Below are 18,676 nucleotides of genomic sequence, written 5' to 3' on the forward strand. Positions count from 1 at the left end.
GCATGATTCGAACGATTCTCAAAGCAAATAAGTGGGAACTGATGATGTATTTTGCGCTGACCGGACTCATTACTTTGGGCGGGTTTTACTTGCTGTACGGGGAAGTGCTAATGGGAACAGGGCGACAGCGTGCGTGGACCTATGTTGCTGTTGTCCTTCTGGCTACCGTAATCACGGGGTATATTGCTGCTTTGCGACTTCAACGTAAGATTGATCTACTGGATCTCAACATGCTGAAAGTGTCAAAAGGCAATCTTGCTGTTCGTATGCCTGAGGCAGATGATGCCTCATTCGGGCGGGTATATCAGGAATTCAATGTCATGATGGATTCGATTGAGAAAAAAATGAGATTGCTTCAGCGGCTCGGTGAGCAGGAAGTCATTGAAAAGGAACAGGCATCTGAGCGCGCTGTAATTGAAGAGCGTAAACGGATGGCAAGGGATTTGCATGATACGGTCAGCCAGCAGCTTTTCGCCATGCATATGTCGGCTTCCTCCTTACCACGTCTGCTGGAGATGAATCCCGAGCATGGCAGCAAAGTGCTGGACCAACTTATTCAGATGTCGCATATTGCCCAGCGGCAGATGCGTGGGCTTATCGCTCAGCTTCGCCCAGTGGAGTTGGAGGGAAGGAATCTTGGCGAAGCGCTGGATAGCTGGTTCCCTGATTATTGCAGGCAGAATGGTTTAAAAGGAGTGAAAGAGCTGGAACTGGATGGCGGAATTTCCGATGCCATCGAGCACCAGCTGTTTCTTGTTATTCAGGAAGCGGTCGCTAATGTGGTCAAACATGCGGAAGCGGGTCTGGTCAGTCTGTCCATACGAGAGAGTGAACATCAGATCAGCATGAGCATTAGCGATGACGGTCAAGGTTTTTTGCAGCAAGCGGAACGGCCTGGCTCATACGGATTATCAACGATGCGTGAACGGGCAGAGAAGCTTGGGGGTCAGGTTCAGATTATATCGAAGCCGGGAGCGGGGACGACGGTGCGGGTATTCATCCCGAAATTCCCGAAAGAACCAGAGGGGGAAACAGAATGAGCGTAAAAGTGAATGTAATGATTGTGGATGATCATGATATGGTGCGAATGGGATTGAAAACGTATCTTATGTTGGAACCCACATTTCATGTGATGGGGGAAGCAAGTAACGGACAGGATGCATTGAATCAGTTACGCAAGCTGGGAGAAAACGAACTGCCTGACCTGATCCTGATGGACCTGATGATGCCGGTGATGAATGGTGCGGAAGCGACACAAGCGATCATGGCCGAATTTCCGGGCATGAAAATTGTGATGCTGACCAGTTTTCTGGAGGATGACCTTGTGGTACAAGCGATTGAAGCTGGAGCGGTCAGTTATGTGCTGAAGACGGTATCTGCTGAAGAGTTAATCTATGCTCTGCAAGGAGCATACCGAGGTATGCCTGTAATGACAGGCGACGTATCACAGGCATTGACCCGTGGTATCAGGCAGCGCACGGCAAGAGAGAACGAATCCGGCCTGACGGAACGGGAAAAGGAAGTGCTTTTGCTGATTGCAGAGGGCAAGACCAATAAGGACATCGGGGAAGAACTACATATTAGTATCAAAACTGTCAAAACCCATGTGAGCAATCTGCTGATGAAGTGTGAAATGGACGATCGGACACAGCTGGCAATCTACGCTCATCGTCAGGGCTGGGTGAAGAAATAAGGGTTAGAATGCAGATTTGGCGGGAAAAATGTTCTATAACAGCGTGCTTTTATCTCCTTTTTAATTGTTTTTAAGGTACGGTTAAGGTTTAAAGTACAAAATAAGGACAGTTAAAGAATATCTCTTGCGAAGAAGAGATTGGGAGGTAGAGAGGCATGGACGAACGTAATTACAGAGCGAACCGTCAAGACGAGGAAAATGAAACTAAACAAGCGGAGAATCGCAATTCATCCGGGACGGACGATTCCTCCTATTATTATTCTTATGGACCTTTTCAGTCCGTGAATCAGGAAGATACAGCAAGTCATAATGGGGAACATAATCTACGTGAAGAAGGAAATGTAGAGATTACAAGACCTGACCCCGTGAAGCCCGTACCTACTTACTACAGTAATTACAGTAACGAATCATCTGATCAAGCCAATACGTCCTCCAGAGGGGGCGGCGGCAACGGTTCAGGTGGCAACGGAGGAGATCAGGGGAACGGAGGCAAGAACAATGGCAATTGGAATTATAACAACCGTCGGCCACGTTCTTCCGTAAGATCGCTCCTGTTCTCTTTCATCGCCGGGATGCTGGTCATTACAGTGCTGATGTACACAGCGGACAGAACAAATATGTTTACACCACAGGAAGCGCTGACAAGTGCAGAAAATGAAAGCTCCAGTCAGTCATCTTCTCCTACTAACTCAGGCAGCAGCAATAACGTAACAGCGTCATTACTGCCAACGGGCAAAGAGGATGTATCCTCTGTAGTAACGAGTACAAGTCCGGCTGTCGTCAAAATCGAAACACTAGCGAAGCAGTCTTCACGCAGCAGCAGCCAGGGCGGTTCTACGATGAGTGATCCATTGTACCAATACTTCTTTGGTAACGGAAGCAATGGCGGAACAGACAGCTACCAAGGCCAAAATCAGCAGCAACAGCAACAAAGCAGCAATCAGTTGGTTCCACTCGGCATTGGCTCCGGATTTATTTTTGACAAAGAAGGCTACATCCTGACGAACCAACACGTGGTTCAGGGTGCAGATGTGATTCAAGTAACGCTGGAGAACAACAGCAAACCATATGAAGCGAAATTGCTGGGAAGCAGCTTCGACCTTGACCTTGCCGTATTGAAAATCGAGAAAAACAGCGGTGATGATGCTTTCCCTGTTGCTCCATTGGGTGATTCCAACAGCACACAAGTGGGTGAATGGCTTGTAGCTATTGGTAACCCTGAAGGATTTGAACACACAGTTACTGCAGGTGTGTTGAGTGCGAAAGAACGTACGATCAGTATTCCGGACGAAGAAACAGGCAAAACCCGTGAGTACAGCCACTTGTTACAAACGGATGCTTCCATCAATCCTGGTAACTCCGGTGGACCATTGCTTAACCTGAATGGTGAAGTCATTGGTATGAACGTTGCGGTTAGCGCGGATGCACAGGGTATTGGGTTTGCCATTCCTTCGAGTGTAATCTCGGATGCGGTTAAATATCTGAAAGAAAACAAAGAAGTTCCCAAAGAGCCCGTACCGTTCATTGGTGCATCTCTGATGGCCCTCACGCCTGAAGTGGCTAAACAGATGGGAACGGATATCACTGAAGGTTCAGTTGTAGCCAGCACGATCTATCAATCCCCTGCTTACCAAGCAGACCTGCGTGCTTATGACATCATCACAGGTGCCAATGGTACAGCGTACAGCACAAGTCAGGATTTGATTGATTTCATCAAGAAACAGGAAATCGGCAGTGAAGTGACACTGAATGTTGTTCGGGACGGCAAAAAAATGGATGTGAAACTCAAAATCGGCAACAAAAACGATTACGATACTACACAAACGACGGATCAACAACAGCAACAACAACCATAATGCTGAAACATGGGTTATAAAATAAGGTTTAGAAGAGCGGAAGGGTTCGAGGGCCCTTTCGCTTTTTTTGCACTATATTCGTTTGTACTCCATCAAGGTCTGACTCGCAAAGCAACAAGGTGTTTGGAAAGATGCAGATTGCGCTTTTGGCTGTTACAATAAGATTAAAACGTTAAGGGATAAAGGAGAAAGACCATGCGCTCAACTATTCTGATTGTTGATGATGATGAAAAAATCGTTTCCATGCTTCGGCGGGGACTTGCTTTTGAAGGATATGATGTACAGACAGCTTCGAATGGGGCGGAGGGCCTCAGTAAGCTGATGGATAAAGAGCCGGATATCGTGGTTCTTGATGTCATGATGCCGCAAATTGACGGGTTTGAGGTATGCCGCAGACTCAGAGAAGCGGGGAGCAAGGTACCCGTGCTGATGCTTACTGCCAAAGATGAAGTACAGAGCCGGGTAATTGGGCTGGATACAGGTGCAGATGATTATCTCGTGAAGCCGTTTGCGCTTGAAGAACTGTTGGCTCGTGTCCGTGCCTTATTGCGTCGTAAAGCGGATATAGCAGACACGCCTGATAATCGACTAATGTATGAGGGTATTATTCTGGATAATGATTCTCGTGAGGTGTTGCGTGACGGTCAGCGTCTGGAACTGACTGCCAAGGAGTTCGAATTGCTGAATCTGTTCATGCAAAATCCGAAACGTGTGCTGTCCCGTGATCTGATTATGGATAAAATCTGGGGTTATGATTACAGTGGTGAGTCCAATGTGCTCGAAGTGTATATTGCCATGCTCAGACAAAAAACCGAAGAATACGGCGGTAAACGTTTGATCCAGACCATCCGGGGAGCCGGCTATATTTTGAGAGGTGACTCCTGACATGTCCATTCGGTTAAGATTAACCGCGTGGTATTCAGGCATCTTGGCAGCCGTGCTCATTTTTTGGGGAGTTGTGATCTACGCTTTTGTTTATTTTAATACGTATCAAGAAGTGGAACAGCAACTGAAAGATAAAAGTGAACGAATTACGAATCAGATTGGTGTCAATCCACTTTCACAATCGCTGGACCTGGACCCTTTTACGGAAAGTCAGCTTCAGGAAGCTCAAATATACATCCAGTTGTGGGACTACCAGAGCAGATCTGGTAAAATCTCAGGCAATATGGAGAAACTTCAGATTCAATTTCCTGTTGTGAAATCCAATGAGATCCAGAAAAAGCGTGGAATATCCAAGATCTATGTGAATGGGACCCCTTTCTTGGTGAATCAACAGCCCCTGTCTCTTCAGGGAACCAATGAAATAAGGGGGCTTCTTCAAGTCGGCGCCAATGTTAGTTCCCAGGAACGACTGCTGGAAGCTTTACGAAATATTCTGGTTTTTGGCTGGCTTGTCGCAATGGCGCTTGCCATTACTTCGGGGCTGATTCTGGCTCGCAAATCCATGCGTCCGCTCGTCAATGTGATTGATGCGGCCAATCAGATTCAGTCCGGGGATGACCTTAGTGTGCGCATTCAATATACGGGTCCCATGGATGAGATTGGACGTCTGATTGAAACAGTCAATAATATGCTTGAACGAACAGAGCTGTCATTCAGAGGTCTCGAGGAGACGAATAAAGCTCAGCGCAGATTTGTATCTGATGCCTCGCATGAGCTGCGTACACCGCTGACCACGATCCGTGGAAATGTGGACTTCCTTAAGAAGCTGTGGGATCAGGAGAGCACGGACCGACCGAATCTGGACGAAGAAACGGTTAAACAAATGTCGCTCGAAGCGATAGAGGACATGGCGGATGAAGGAAAACGCATGAGTAGACTGATCAGTGATATGCTGTCTTTGGCCAGAGCCGATACAGGACAGAAAATCGAACTGAATCCGATCCCGTTGCAGATTCTGGTACAGGAAGTGGCTCGCAGGTCGCAATTCCTTGATCATCAGGCAGACTGGCGTCCAGGAGATCTATCGATTCTGAATGGCATATATGTGAACGGCAGCAAGGACTATTTGCAGCAGATGTTGTTTATTTTTATCGAGAATGCCTTCAAGTACACTCCAGATGGCTCGGTTACGCTTGATGCAATACTTTATAAAGGTCAGGTAGGACTACGCATCAGTGATACGGGAATCGGAATGGATCGGGATGAAGTTCCATTTATCTTTGATCGGTTCTATCGGGCGGATGAGTCGCGCGGTGCCACACCAGGTATAGGTCTGGGACTGTCGATTGCCAAGTGGATCATTGAGGAACACCAAGGGTCTGTCGAGGTTGTAACCAGACGTGGAGAAGGAACGACCTTTATCATTTGGTTGCCGGTAGTCTTTGCTCCGCCTATCGAATAAGGTTATAATAGACAGGACTGCAATTACATCGGCTATCTTTGCCGAGAAAGAAAGCGGGTGGCAACCAAGTGGAAGTACTGCGAATTTCGCCGCGGGGATATTGTTACGGAGTTGTGGATGCGATGGTGCTCGCGCGCCAGGCGGCACGCAATCTGGACCTACCACGGCCTATTTATATATTGGGTATGATTGTGCATAACCAACATGTGACGGACTCTTTTGAAGATGAGGGCATTATTACACTGGACGGACCGAATCGGATTGATATTTTGAGCCAGGTCGAGAGTGGAACAGTGATCTTTACGGCCCATGGTGTATCTCCAGAAGTGCGCAAGATGGCACGTGATAAAGGTTTGACTACAGTGGATGCAACATGTCCGGATGTAACCAAAACCCATGACCTTATTCGGGAGAAGACGGCAGAAGGATATGACATTATCTATATTGGGAAAAAGAATCATCCAGAGCCGGAAGGCGCGGTTGGTGTTGCACCCGATCATGTTCATCTGATCGAGAAGGAAGAGGAGATTGACGGTCTGAACGTACCTCCTGGCAAAATCCTTATCACAAATCAGACAACGATGAGTCAATGGGACATTAAACACATTATGAGTCGTCTTCTGGAGAAGTATCCAGGCGCAGAGATTCATAATGAGATATGCTTGGCTACCCAAGTCCGTCAGGAAGCTGTTGCCGAACAGGCAGGGCAGGCAGATCTGGTCATTGTTGTAGGTGATCCTCGCAGTAATAACTCCAACCGACTTGCACAAGTATCGGAGGAAATTGCGGGTGTAACGGCATATCGTGTATCAGATGTGGCTGAGATACAGCAGGAATGGCTGAAAGGTGTGAATAAGGTGGCGGTTACTTCAGGCGCTTCTACGCCAACTCCGATCACGAAGGAAGTCATTCTATATCTGGAGCAATATGAACATGACAAGCCGGAAACATGGGAAATCAAACGTACGGTGAATATGAGCAAGCTACTACCTCCTGTAAGGGAAAAGACTCGTACGACGTAAACAAAACATGAATATAAGAATCTTGCAGCACAGAGCCGAAATTCGGTGACTGACTGCAGGATTCTTTTTTTTTGTAGGGGATAAGAGTCGGCTTGACTGAAAAGGGTGAATATGTTATATTTACTTTAGTGGATAAAAGCTTAAAAGCGAACAAGCGTTTAAGTGGAGAAGAGTTTTGAGGATTAAATCAGACGCGCTTAGGCGCTCTCATACAAGGAAGGATGGGAATTATAATGATCGTTATTGCAGGTAAAGCTACTCCGGAGGAACATATTCAGGATATCGTCGCTACAATTGAAAAGGAAGGACTTCAGGTCCATATCTCGCGTGGAGAGGACCGCACCATCATTGGCCTTATTGGTAAAGTAGAACCGAAAATGGCTGAGCATCTCCGTCAAATGAAAGGTGTAGAGAATGTCGTTAAGATTTCGAAGTCTTACAAATTGGCAAGCCGTGATTTCCATCCTCAAGATACCGTGATCTCCATCAAAGGTGTAGATATTGGCGGGAAAGAACTCGTCGTTATGGGCGGACCGTGTGCGGTTGAATCAGCTGCACAGATTGATGAGATTGCCGGGCTGGTTAAGGCTGCCGGTGGACAGGTGCTTCGCGGTGGTGCATTTAAGCCACGTACAGGTCCGTACAGCTTCCAGGGAACGGGCGTTGAAGGTCTGATCATGATGGCAGAAGCAGGGAAGAAACATGACCTGCTGACGATTACAGAAGTCATGACGCCTGAATATGTGGATATCTGTGCCGAGTACGCAGACATTCTGCAAGTAGGTACACGTAATATGCAGAACTTCGATTTGCTACGTAAATTGGGTGAGTGTGGCAAACCGGTATTGCTGAAACGTGGCTTCAGTGCAACTTACGATGAGCTGTTGAATGCCGCTGAATACATTCTTGCGGGTGGCAACCCGAATGTAATGCTGTGTGAACGTGGTATTCGTACATTCGAATCCTACACACGTAATACGCTCGACCTCTCGGCCATTCCTGTCTTGCAGTCTCTCAGTCATCTACCAGTTATTTCGGACCCAAGTCATGGTACGGGGCGCCGTGAGCTGGTTGAACCAATGACGAAGGCATCTGTCGCTGCTGGTGCTAACGGCCTAATTATCGAAATGCATACGGACCCCGATAACTCTATGACGGGTGACGGCGTGCAGTCTCTGTTCCCTGACCAATTTGCCAACCTGCTTCAGGATCTGGAGAAATTGGCACCAATCGTCGGTAAAACATTCAATACAGCCAAACAACCGGCGGAGTTCTTTCCAGCACGAGTTGGCGTATAACTGATCTTCATAGTATAGGTAATATAGTTCACCCGGGCATCTGCCCTGGCTCCGTTCAATGAGAATGGGGCTAGGACAAAATGTCCGGTTTTTGTGTTATTTGGAGCTTTGAACGCATTTATTAATCATAGGTGATAAGAAACATTTATGATGTGATGTTTTTTTCCATAATTTAGGCTAAATATAGCCTTGCTTTACCGCATTAAACCAGTTAAATGTAATGTATATACGTTGTTAAGTGAAATCAATAGGTTTATAAAATGTGAGCATAGCTTACATAGTTGCAAAAAATACCTTACATAAGTATTGACGATGTCATATTTGAGATTTTATAATGACGACAGAAAAAAATTCGAATATGGACATTTTCTTAGTGGGGTTGTTTAATGTTCGGAATATTTGGGAGGACGAATACATGTCGGTTGAAAACGTATTGAAATCAATTCAAGAGAACAACATCGAGTGGGTAGATTTTCGTTTTGTAGATTTATCCGGTCGTGCGCACCACATCTCGTTACCAGCTTCGGCAGTTGACGCAGACACTTTTGTAAATGGAGTAGCCTTTGATGGTTCTTCTATTCAAGGTTTCCGCGGAATTGAAGAGTCCGATATGGTTATGATTCCAGATCCTGAAGCGACTTTTGTCGATCCGTTCACAGCACACCCTACATTGAATGTTATGTGTGATATCTTCACTCCGGATGGCGAGCGTTATGAGCGTGACCCACGCGGTATCGCAGTCAAAGCGGAAGAATTCCTGAAAGAAAGCGGAGTAGGTACAGCAGCATTCTTCGCACCTGAATCCGAGTTCTTCATTTTCGACGATGTACGTTATGAGAGCGGCACGAACAGCTCTTCCTATTTCGTAGATTCCGAAGAAGCTTCTTGGAACACCAACCGTAAGGAAGATGGCGGTAACCTGGGTTTCAAAGTTCGTACTAAAGGCGGATATGTTCCTGTAGCTCCAGTGGATACACAACAAGATATTCGTAGTGAAATGTGTCGCATTTTGGAAGAAGCGGGCCTGTCGATTGAACGTCACCACCACGAAGTGGCGACAGCTGGTCAAGCCGAAATCAACTTCCGTTTTGATACGTTGAAGAAAACAGCAGACAACCTGCTTGTATACAAATACATCGTGCATAACACTGCACGTCAATATGGTAAAGTAGCAACATTCATGCCAAAACCACTGTTTGGTGATAATGGTAGCGGAATGCACGTTCACCAATCCATCTTCGATGGCGATTCCCCATTGTTCTATGACAAAGCGGGATATGCAAACCTGAGCGAAATGGCTCTGCATTACATTGGAGGAATTCTGTACCACGCACCGGCTTTGATTGCTTTGACTAACCCTAGTACGAACTCATTCAAACGTCTCGTACCTGGTTATGAAGCACCGGTTAACCTGGTTTACTCCAAAGGTAACCGTTCAGCAGCAGTACGTATTCCGGTTGCGGCTGTGACACCAAAAGGTTGTCGTATCGAGTTCCGTACACCGGACTCCACAGCTAACCCTTACCTGGCATTCGCTGCAATGCTGATGGCGGGTCTGGATGGTATCAAACGCAAAATCAACCCAACTGAGCTTGGATATGGTCCACTCGACAAAAACATCTATGATTTGTCTGATGCAGACAAAGAAAATATCCGCAGTGTGCCAGCTTCCCTGGAAGAAGCGCTTGACGCTCTGGCAGCGGACAACGAATTCTTGACTGAAGGCGGCGTCTTCACGAAAGAATTCATCGAGAACTACATCAACCTCAAACGTGACGAAGCGAAAGCAGTAGCAATTCGCATTCATCCACATGAGTACAGCCTCTACTTCGACTGCTAATCCAGTCGGAACAGAAACTGTTCCCAATGTATAGCCTCCGGGACTCGCTCTCGGAGGCTTTTCCTTGAATTGAACGATGTAGTGCATTAACTTTGCAGGGTGATAAAGGAATTTGATAACCCTGATTCGCAGCTTCGGTGCTTATTGCCCTTGAAGCAGATAGGGAATACTGATATCATAGCGATAATATTCACTTCATATGTCAGCTACGGATGGAAAGGGCGGGGGATTTTGTGACAAAGAGAGCGTATAATTTCAATGCAGGACCTGCGGCGTTGCCACTTGAGGTTCTGGAGCGTGCTCAGGCAGAATTTGTTGATTTTCGGAATACAGGAATGTCGATTATGGAGATGTCTCACCGTGGAGCGGTGTACGAATCTGTACATAATGAAGCTCAGGAACGTTTGTTGTCTCTGCTAGGCAATCCAAAAGGATATAAGGTCCTCTTCCTGCAAGGCGGAGCCAGCACTCAGTTCGCCATGCTGCCGATGAACCTGCTCGGGGAAGGGCAGACAGCCAGTTACGTCATGACAGGCAGCTGGGCCAAGAAGGCACTGTCTGAGGCGAAACTGATTGGGGAGACGCAGGTCGCTGCATCTTCCGAAGCGGATAAATATATGAAATTGCCGGATGTGTCGAATCTTAGCTTCCCGGATCGCACAGCTTATGTTCATTTGACGTCTAATGAAACAATTGAGGGAACTCAATTCAAGTCATTCCCGGATACCGGTTCAGTTCCACTTATTGCCGACATGTCGAGTGACATCTTCTGCAAACCGTTTGATCTTAATCAATTCGGCATGATCTATGCAGGTGCACAGAAGAACCTGGGCCCATCAGGAATTACGGTTGTTATTGCTCGCGAAGAACTGGTTAGTGAATCTCCTAAAACGATCCCGACGATGCTTCGATATAGTACACATGTGGATAACAATTCTCTCTATAATACACCACCGTCCTTCTCCGTATACATGGTGAATGAGGTTCTGAAATGGATCGAAGAACAAGGTGGATTGGCTGGAATTGAACAGAAGAACATGAAGAAAGCTGATTTGCTCTATAATGCGATCGATTCCTCCGGAGACTTCTACCGTGGTTGTGTAGATCCGGCAGATCGTTCCCTGATGAATGTGACCTTCCGCCTGGCTAACGAGGAGCTGGAGAAACAGTTTATCAAGGCTTCAGAGCAAGAAGGCTTTGTTGGTCTGAAAGGGCATCGGAGTGTTGGTGGCCTGCGTGCTTCCATTTACAATGCTGCTCCATATGAAAGTGTTAAGGCACTTACGGACTTCATGAGCCACTTCCAGAAGACAAATGGTTAAACAACCTGGCAGCGAGTTGTGAATTCAAGCATTCACACTTGTGCTTTACCAGAGCCTTCCACATTGACGTGTGGAGGGCTTTTCTTTAAGATTAGAGAATTGTCGTTTACATGAAATGAAAAGGAGATTGAACACATATGGCTTTACATATCGTTCTGGTTGAACCGGAGATTCCGGCAAATACAGGAAATATTTCCCGTACATGTGCGGCTACCGGTACACATTTGCATCTCGTGCGTCCACTCGGATTCCGTACGGATGATGCCACACTGAAACGCGCGGGTCTGGATTACTGGCATGCCGTTCATATTGAATATCATGATTCGTTTGCTGAGGTTCAAGAACAGTACCCTGAAGGGCGTTTCTTCTACGCAACCACGAAGGCGAAGAACCGTTATAGCGATTTTAATTTTCAGGATGGAGATTTTCTAGTGTTCGGTAAGGAGACGAAAGGCCTTCCTCCAGAATTAATTGCTGCTAATCCAGATACTTGTATGAAGATGCCAATGACAGGTGATGTCAGATCATTGAACTTGTCAAACTCAGCAGCAATCATTGTGTATGAGGCGTTGCGTCAACTTAATTTCCCGGGTCTGGATTAGTCTAATTCGCGTTTAAGTGACGGTTAGAATTCGCTAAAAAAACATTTTTCAAAAAAAAGGACAAAAAATGTTTATTTCCAGCAGGATTCGACAAAATCTTGGCGAATTAATAAACATAGTACAAATGTACCTAGAAATTTAGAGTAAGATAGGAGAGGTGTGCCGTAGCTATGAAGCCAGCTGGAGTCGTTCGCAAAGTTGACCAATTGGGTAGGATCGTATTGCCTAAATCTTTGCGTAAAAGGTATCAAATGAATGAGGGAGATCCTGTAGAGATCTTAGTACAAGGGGACCATATCATTCTGGAGAGATACCGTCCAAAATGTATTTTTTGTGGATCGATGGAAGAAGTCAATGAGTTCAAAGAGCGTTACATATGCGCACAATGTTTAGATGAAATGACCCAGCTTCCACAGCACGGGTAAAATAAAAAGTATCATGGCCTCTAAAGGTCATGATACTTTTTTTGTGTGGAAAAATCATGTCCACTTCCAATTTACCTGGATCAAACGAATGGATTCAGCTATTCGTGTTGTATTCCATCACCCAATATTTCTCCCCGGGTGTACCTTCTTCAATGACTTTTTTCCAACCCTGTCGTTCGTAAAAGCCTATTGCTTTATGATTATCAGATACACATTTCAATCGAACAGGCTGCTGCATGAGTGAAACTGACGCATCAAGTAAGCGTGAACCTGTACCCCCGCCGATAAAACCGGGATGAATAAACAGAAGGTGGATAAAGTTCTCGGGAAGGTACAGCGAAGCGAAGCCGAGAAGCGGTCCATCTTCATTTTCAGCCACAAGGATATGCTCATCCACGGTATCTGTATCAAAATCCTGCAGAGACAGTTCTTCCGGCTTAGCCCAGTGGAATCGGGCACGTCGCGACTCCAGATAAATGTTTCTCAACTCCGCATAATCTGCCTCAGTGGCTGGCCGTATAATCAAATGTTCCCCTCCAGAATAGGCAGTATATCCGACCATACATTGTCAAGAATGGCTTGCATATTTTGTTCATCACTATTGATGGCAACGACGGACTCCAGCTCCGGTAGGACAACGCATAGTTGACCATTGGCGCCATCAGCACGGTAAGCGTTATGGGAACATCTCCAGAATTGATATCCATAACCTTGTCCCCAGTCGCCGTCTCCTGGTGTAGGGATCTGTTGTGTTGTCGCTAATCGGATCCATTCCGCAGGAATGAGCTGCTTGCCATTCCAGTGGCCCTCCTGAAGCAACAGTTGACCGAATCTACCTAATTCCTCGTTGGTGAGCTGCAGGCCCGCACAGCCCAATGTAATGCCCAAGGGAGAAGTCTCCCACTCTACATTCGTAATGCCCAGTGGTTCAAATAGCCGGGGAATCAGATAGTTCTTAACGGTTTGACCGGTGGCCGCCTGAAACATGGCGGAGATCATAAACGTATCTGCACTGCTGTATGTAAACGTTTCACCAGGAACTCTATCCAAAGGAAGGGACATGTAATATTTTGCCCAATCTTTCTCAGGCAGGGTGGCTCGCTCTTCTGCCCATAACACAGGTACGTCATGCCCCGATGACATTCGCAGCAAATCGTACAGGGTGAGGTCCGCAGGAGGGAAGGCTGTTAAATGGGAAGCAGGTGTTGGTGAAGTGAAGTAGTCCCCTAGTTTGGATTCAAGTGTAAGTGTGCCCTCATCCAAAGCCAGTCCAATCGCCATGCAGGTGAACGATTTGCTGACAGAGTGTTGTAAGCGGCGCATATCGCCGGTGCGATCCCACGCTCCGATTGTAACCCCTTTCTGCAATACCCGAACAGAATGAACGTTTAACTGCTGCTCATCTATATGATGAACAAAAGAATTAATAATACTAGACATCTTAACATCCTTTCTAAAAAAAGAAGAATTTTAACTCTTGGTGAAACGTTTCCGCAATCTGGATCAAAAATTAGAACTTATGTTATTACAAACGAGGTTCAATGTCAATGAATAGGTGCAAACGGTTACTTAAAGGAAAATGTTTTACTTTAAAAGTGCCTTTTGACGCAAATTTCATCACGAAAAATCAGTTTTTTGAGAAAAAAGCGCGAAATTTGTAAAAAGGTTATTGACAGGGTTTGTACTTCGGGATTATGATTTATTCGAAACGATTCGAAGAAATCGCTTCCACATAAAAAGTGTTGTAATCAAGTCCAAGTAAATCAACGTTGGCTATGTTTTGAAACGATTCGAGAAAATCGTTTCGATAACCGAGCGAAATACGGGGGAATCACTGGAATTTGCAACAAAAAGGCAGAGAAACAGAAGTTTACAGACAGCAGCCGACGATGAAAGGGGTTACTTATGGCGCATATAACGATCGAAACCGGATCGCCTACGTTATGCATGAACACAAGCATACATGTAGTGTCCAGTGACTCCGGAGACACTTCAGGCGGTACGCTATATTTGCTGCATGGGGCAGGCGATAATGCAAGTACATGGCAACGTTTGACTACAATTGAAATGTACGCGCAACAATATGGCTGTACCATCATTATGCCGGAAGCGAACCGAAGCTATTACACCGATATGGAATACGGCCTGAATTACTTCCATTACATCACTCAGGAGCTGCCTGAATTCTGCAGGCGCCAGCTCAATCTCAATACAGACCCGGCAAAGAACTTCGTCGCCGGTCTATCCATGGGTGGGTATGGTGCATTGAAATGTGCACTGACATATCCCGAGAGGTACCGCAAGGCGGTGTCCTTATCAGGTGTAACTGATATTCAGACCCGGCTTCACGATCCGGAAATGCCATCAGGCATGATCAAGGAAATGAAAGCGGTTTTTGGAGAACGGTTACAGGTAAAACCTGATCAGGACCTGTACGCACTGTCTGCCAAGCTGTTGAAGCAAGGTGGAGATTTACCGGATATTCTGAGTTGTTGTGGTGATATTGATCCGTTTGTGGATATGAATCGCAAATTCGCGGAATACATGCAGGAAACGGATTTTGAGTTTCAGTATGTGGAGACGCCGGGTACCCATGAATGGAGATTCTGGGAGCAACACCTGAGAACAATGTTTGATTTTCTGTATAACGACAAGACCAAAGTAGAGTGAGGAGATGCAATTTGAAACCTGCAGCCGAAGGACCTAGCAAAAAGCTGAAGGGAAACTTGAAAGGCAATTCGCTCTGGAGTGAAATCTGGAAGCACAGAATGACGTACACCCTGCTTATTCCAGGGCTCGTCTGGCTGATCCTGTTTGCCTACATGCCAATGGGTGGCCTGTCTCTTGCGTTTAAAGACTACAAGGCAAACCTGGGGATCTGGGGAAGCCCATGGAGCGGATTTGAGAATTTCAAATACGTTTTCCGGGATCCAACCTTTATTGACGCCGTATGGCGGACGCTGTACATCAACATTCTAAAACTGATTATTCAGTTCCCGTTCCCGATTATTCTGGCCCTGTTGCTGAATGAATTGCGGATGCGCAGAGGGAAAAAGTGGTTCCAGACAGTTCTTACGTTCCCTCACTTCCTTTCATGGATCATCGTATCCGGGGTAGTCATCAACGTCCTGGCTTATGACGGACTGGTAAACAGTGCACTTGGTTTGCTTGGATTGCCAACCATTAACTTCCTGGGTTCCGAGTCCAACTTTGTACCGATGCTGCTGTTGACGGACATCTGGAAATCAAGTGGATGGGGTGCGATTATCTTCCTGGCTGCCATTTCTGGTATCGATCAGGATCAGTATGAATCAGCACAGATTGACGGAGCATCCCGTATGCAACAGATGTTCCGCATCACATTGCCAAACATTCTTCCTACAATCACCGTCATGTTCATCCTGTCGGTTGGTGGATTGATGTCTTCCGGTTTCGACCAGATCTTCAACTTGGCAAATGCCGCAACTAAAAATGTATCGGAAGTATTGGATGTATATATCTATCGGATTACGTTCCAGTCCTCAACGGACTTCTCATTCTCGACAGCGGTCAGCTTGTTCCGTTCCCTCGTGAATATGGTCTTGCTGCTTCTCGCAGACAGATTTGCCAAGTGGCTTGGCGGAGACGGTTTGTTCCGATAAGAGAGGAGGAAAAATGAAATGAGTAAGAAAGCTAACAAAAAGCCGAGAATTGGTACAGAAAAAATGACATTTCTCGATTACATTATTTTCGCCATTTTACTTGTGCTTGCTCTGATGATTCTGATTCCGTTCTGGAATGTCATCATGATCTCGTTCGCAACACAAAAAGAATATGCTGACAATCCATTTTTGATGTTCCCTAAAGAATGGACATTGGATTCCTATAAGGCGTTGTTCGCTGACGGAACGATTCTGTCGGGGTACAAAAATACAATTATTTTGCTAGTTATCGGTTTGCCACTTAGCTTGTTCCTGACAACAAGCATGGCATATGGCCTTAGTCGCAACAAATTTCCGTTCAAGAAATTTCTCTTTTTCCTAGTGCTGTTCACCATGATCTTTAATGGTGGTATTGTACCGCTGTACCTGATCATGAAATCACTTCACCTTACAGGTACGCTGTGGTCTGTTATCCTGGCGGGAAGCTTCAGTGCGTTCAACATGATTCTGATGATGAACTACTTCTATACCTTGCCTGAGTCGCTTATGGAATCGGCGAGATTGGATGGAGCAGGAGAGTGGAGAATTCTGTTCTCTGTTGTTCTTCCGCTGGCTACACCAATTATGGCTACAATCACGTTGTTCTACGGTGTGGCGTACTGGAACAGTTGGTACGACGCGATGATATTCCTGCGAAAAGCGGATCAGTTGCCGCTCCAGAATGTTCTCAGAAACATTATCGTCACATCCCAGACGAACGCATCTAATGCATCCAGTGTCGATGCTGCCCAAGCAAGCAATTTCTCAATGGGTATGAAGATGGCGGCAGTATTTGTCACCATGGTACCAATTATGTGTTTCTTCCCAATGCTGCAAAAACACTTTGCCAAAGGGGTATTAACAGGGGCTATCAAGACCTGATTATACGTATAGGATTTTGCATTAAAATTCTACTAAAAAACATGGGGGTAAAACATGAAAACGAACAAAAAGTTGTCAGTAAGAGCTCTCTTTGCCATCACGCTTAGTGTAGTTATGCTGATGGTGACCGCTTGTTCCAGCCAAGGAGCTTCAGGTGGTAACGAAAAAGATGCAGAGGGAAATTACAAAGATAACCTGACCATCTCTGTAGCTAACCTGACAGAAATTAAAAACGGGAACTTGGATAATGACTTCCACAAGTTCTGGACAGACAAGTTCAATGTAACATGGGATTACAACTATATCGATTGGGATTCATGGGGCGAGAAGCTTCGTCTATGGATCAACTCTGGCGATTTGCCGGATGTAGCAGTATGGAACTATGTGCATGGCGATGCCATGAACAGTATTGATCAAGGCCTGTTCTACAAATTCCCGGATGACTGGAAAGAACGCTGGCCTAACGTGGCAGCAGCCTACAAGTTGACCGGTCTTGGAGACAAGCTGGAAGAACTGACGGGTGGAACATACGTCCTGCCAAGACCAATCTATTTCGAGAACAAACCTGCTGACCCATTGACGAACCAAATTGGTGTCATTGCACTTCGTAAAGACTGGGCTGAAGCGGTTGGTTTCGAACTGAAAGATGCATATACAACAACTGAATTGAATGAATACGCTGAGCTTGTAAAAGAAAAAGATCCAGGCAAAGTGGGCAACAAACTTGTACCTCTGTCCTACAATGCGGCAGATGCTATGACGAATATCATTATGCCGAACAGTGTGCATGCCATGACCGACACGCCGTTCTACAAAGGTGAAGATGGTCAGTTCCACTGGGGACCAGCAGATCCTGAAACTCTGACAGGACTTAAATTGATGCAAAAAGCCTACAAAGATGGTTTGCTCAATCCTGAATTCTACACATGGAAAAACAATGAAGGTCAAAACAACTTCAAAGTAACAGGTACAGCTGCAGTAACAAGTCTGGGCGGACTGGCTTCGTACAGACAAGGTCTGGATTCTGATATGAGAAAGAATCTGGGTGTAGATAGTGATGAACTGGTACACACAGCAATCGTAGTGGGCGACGATGGAAAATACCGTAACATGGAGCAAGCTAACTTCTGGTCTGCATTGATCTTCAATCCAGACATCAGCGACGAGAAATTCGAACGGATCATGGATCTGATCGACTACTCGACTACCAAAGAAGGACAACTGCTCATCAACATGGGCTTCGAAGGAACAGATTGGAAATATGATGAGAACAAAGAACTGGTTAGCTTGCTGCCAGAAGGTACTGTTCTGGAAGACAAATACCCAGCACGTTTCGAAGGTCTGTATCTTCTGGGTGACGACTTCAGTGTTGTAAACCCTGCAATTAAAAAGGATTATCGTGATAGAGCTGTGAAACTGTTCGAGGAAAAAGCAAAACTCGGTACAGAAGGTCAATCACTCGCAACATACGACTGGGATGTCAACCTGTACGATTCCAAAGCTAAAAGTCAGGCTTCATTCGACTACCAGAATGAATATGCCAACTTGATCCTCAAAAATGGAGATCTGGAAGCGAACTGGAAAGAATGGGTAAACAGCAAAATGTCCCTGGTTCAACCTTACCTGGATGAACTGAACAAAGAATTCAAGTAATCATTCAGTAATTAGCAAGATGGGATATGACAGGTGTGTTCTGTCTGTCCCATTCA

At 45.9% G+C, this 18,676-nt stretch carries 17 protein-coding genes; 15 read left to right on the forward strand and 2 right to left on the reverse strand.

Features of this window, described 5'->3' with window-relative positions:
- Positions 1-2 precede the first annotated feature (2 nt).
- The 11 genes from HP548_RS32375 (at position 3) to HP548_RS32425 (ending at position 12,405) form a co-directional block, all read left to right on the forward strand.
- Positions 3-1,040, forward strand: a complete 1,038-nt coding sequence (locus HP548_RS32375; RefSeq protein WP_076289897.1) for a HAMP domain-containing sensor histidine kinase — start codon at positions 3-5, stop codon at positions 1,038-1,040.
- Positions 1,037-1,693, forward strand: coding sequence for a response regulator (locus HP548_RS32380; protein WP_076289896.1), 657 nt, complete (start codon positions 1,037-1,039; stop codon positions 1,691-1,693). The genes HP548_RS32375 and HP548_RS32380 overlap by 4 nt, the downstream gene beginning before the upstream one ends.
- 155 nt (positions 1,694-1,848) lie before the next feature.
- Positions 1,849-3,549 (forward strand): S1C family serine protease, encoded by a 1,701-nt coding sequence (locus tag HP548_RS32385; protein WP_099854834.1) that lies wholly within the window; start codon positions 1,849-1,851, stop codon positions 3,547-3,549.
- A 195-nt stretch (positions 3,550-3,744) separates the two neighbouring features.
- On the forward strand, positions 3,745-4,434 hold the full coding sequence (locus tag HP548_RS32390) for a response regulator transcription factor (RefSeq protein ID WP_175383955.1): 690 nt from the start codon (positions 3,745-3,747) through the stop codon (positions 4,432-4,434).
- 1 nt (position 4,435) lies between these two features.
- Entirely contained in the window at positions 4,436-5,896 is a 1,461-nt protein-coding gene (locus HP548_RS32395; RefSeq protein ID WP_076289893.1) for a sensor histidine kinase, read from the forward strand.
- A 68-nt stretch (positions 5,897-5,964) separates the two neighbouring features.
- Positions 5,965-6,918, forward strand: coding sequence for a 4-hydroxy-3-methylbut-2-enyl diphosphate reductase (locus tag HP548_RS32400; protein WP_076289892.1), 954 nt, complete (start codon positions 5,965-5,967; stop codon positions 6,916-6,918).
- Positions 6,919-7,151: 233 nt separating this feature from the next.
- Complete coding sequence (gene aroF / locus HP548_RS32405; protein ID WP_063564242.1) at positions 7,152-8,216, forward strand: 3-deoxy-7-phosphoheptulonate synthase; 1,065 nt, start codon at positions 7,152-7,154, stop codon at positions 8,214-8,216.
- A 415-nt stretch (positions 8,217-8,631) separates the two neighbouring features.
- Complete coding sequence (glnA, locus tag HP548_RS32410; protein WP_063564243.1) at positions 8,632-10,056, forward strand: type I glutamate--ammonia ligase; 1,425 nt, start codon at positions 8,632-8,634, stop codon at positions 10,054-10,056.
- A gap of 233 nt (positions 10,057-10,289) precedes the next feature.
- Entirely contained in the window at positions 10,290-11,378 is a 1,089-nt protein-coding gene (serC, locus tag HP548_RS32415; protein ID WP_099854828.1) for a 3-phosphoserine/phosphohydroxythreonine transaminase, read from the forward strand.
- Between the two features lie 137 nt (positions 11,379-11,515).
- Positions 11,516-11,980 carry a tRNA (uridine(34)/cytosine(34)/5-carboxymethylaminomethyluridine(34)-2'-O)-methyltransferase TrmL gene (gene trmL, locus HP548_RS32420; protein WP_053780483.1) on the forward strand — a complete coding sequence of 155 codons (465 nt, stop codon included), beginning with the start codon at positions 11,516-11,518 and terminating at the stop codon, positions 11,978-11,980.
- A gap of 170 nt (positions 11,981-12,150) precedes the next feature.
- Positions 12,151-12,405: an AbrB/MazE/SpoVT family DNA-binding domain-containing protein gene (locus HP548_RS32425; protein WP_024629045.1), complete on the forward strand. Its 255-nt coding sequence runs from the start codon at positions 12,151-12,153 to the stop codon at positions 12,403-12,405.
- 94 nt (positions 12,406-12,499) lie between these two features.
- Here HP548_RS32425 and HP548_RS32430 read toward each other — a convergent pair whose 3' ends face one another.
- Complete coding sequence (locus HP548_RS32430) at positions 12,500-12,931, reverse strand: GNAT family N-acetyltransferase (protein ID WP_076289889.1); 432 nt, start codon at positions 12,929-12,931, stop codon at positions 12,500-12,502.
- Entirely contained in the window at positions 12,928-13,845 is a 918-nt protein-coding gene (locus HP548_RS32435) for a serine hydrolase domain-containing protein (RefSeq protein WP_175383957.1), read from the reverse strand. The genes HP548_RS32430 and HP548_RS32435 overlap by 4 nt, the downstream gene beginning before the upstream one ends.
- Positions 13,846-14,310: 465 nt before the next feature.
- On the opposite strand from HP548_RS32435, the gene HP548_RS32440 reads away from it, so the two are divergent.
- Genes HP548_RS32440 through HP548_RS32455 form a run of 4 tightly spaced genes read left to right on the forward strand, consistent with a single transcriptional unit; the run spans position 14,311 to position 18,620 of the window.
- Entirely contained in the window at positions 14,311-15,075 is a 765-nt protein-coding gene (locus tag HP548_RS32440; RefSeq protein ID WP_076289887.1) for an alpha/beta hydrolase, read from the forward strand.
- Between the two features lie 11 nt (positions 15,076-15,086).
- On the forward strand, positions 15,087-16,046 hold the full coding sequence (locus HP548_RS32445; RefSeq protein WP_062320079.1) for an ABC transporter permease: 960 nt from the start codon (positions 15,087-15,089) through the stop codon (positions 16,044-16,046).
- A gap of 18 nt (positions 16,047-16,064) precedes the next feature.
- A complete protein-coding gene (locus HP548_RS32450; protein ID WP_076289886.1) occupies positions 16,065-16,967 on the forward strand; it encodes a carbohydrate ABC transporter permease in 903 nt (300 codons plus the stop codon).
- A 54-nt stretch (positions 16,968-17,021) separates the two neighbouring features.
- Complete coding sequence (locus HP548_RS32455; RefSeq protein ID WP_076289885.1) at positions 17,022-18,620, forward strand: type 2 periplasmic-binding domain-containing protein; 1,599 nt, start codon at positions 17,022-17,024, stop codon at positions 18,618-18,620.
- Positions 18,621-18,676: the final 56 nt, after the last annotated feature.

This window comes from Paenibacillus taichungensis, assembly GCF_013359905.1.
GTDB classification, from domain to species: Bacteria; Bacillota; Bacilli; order Paenibacillales; family Paenibacillaceae; genus Paenibacillus; species Paenibacillus taichungensis.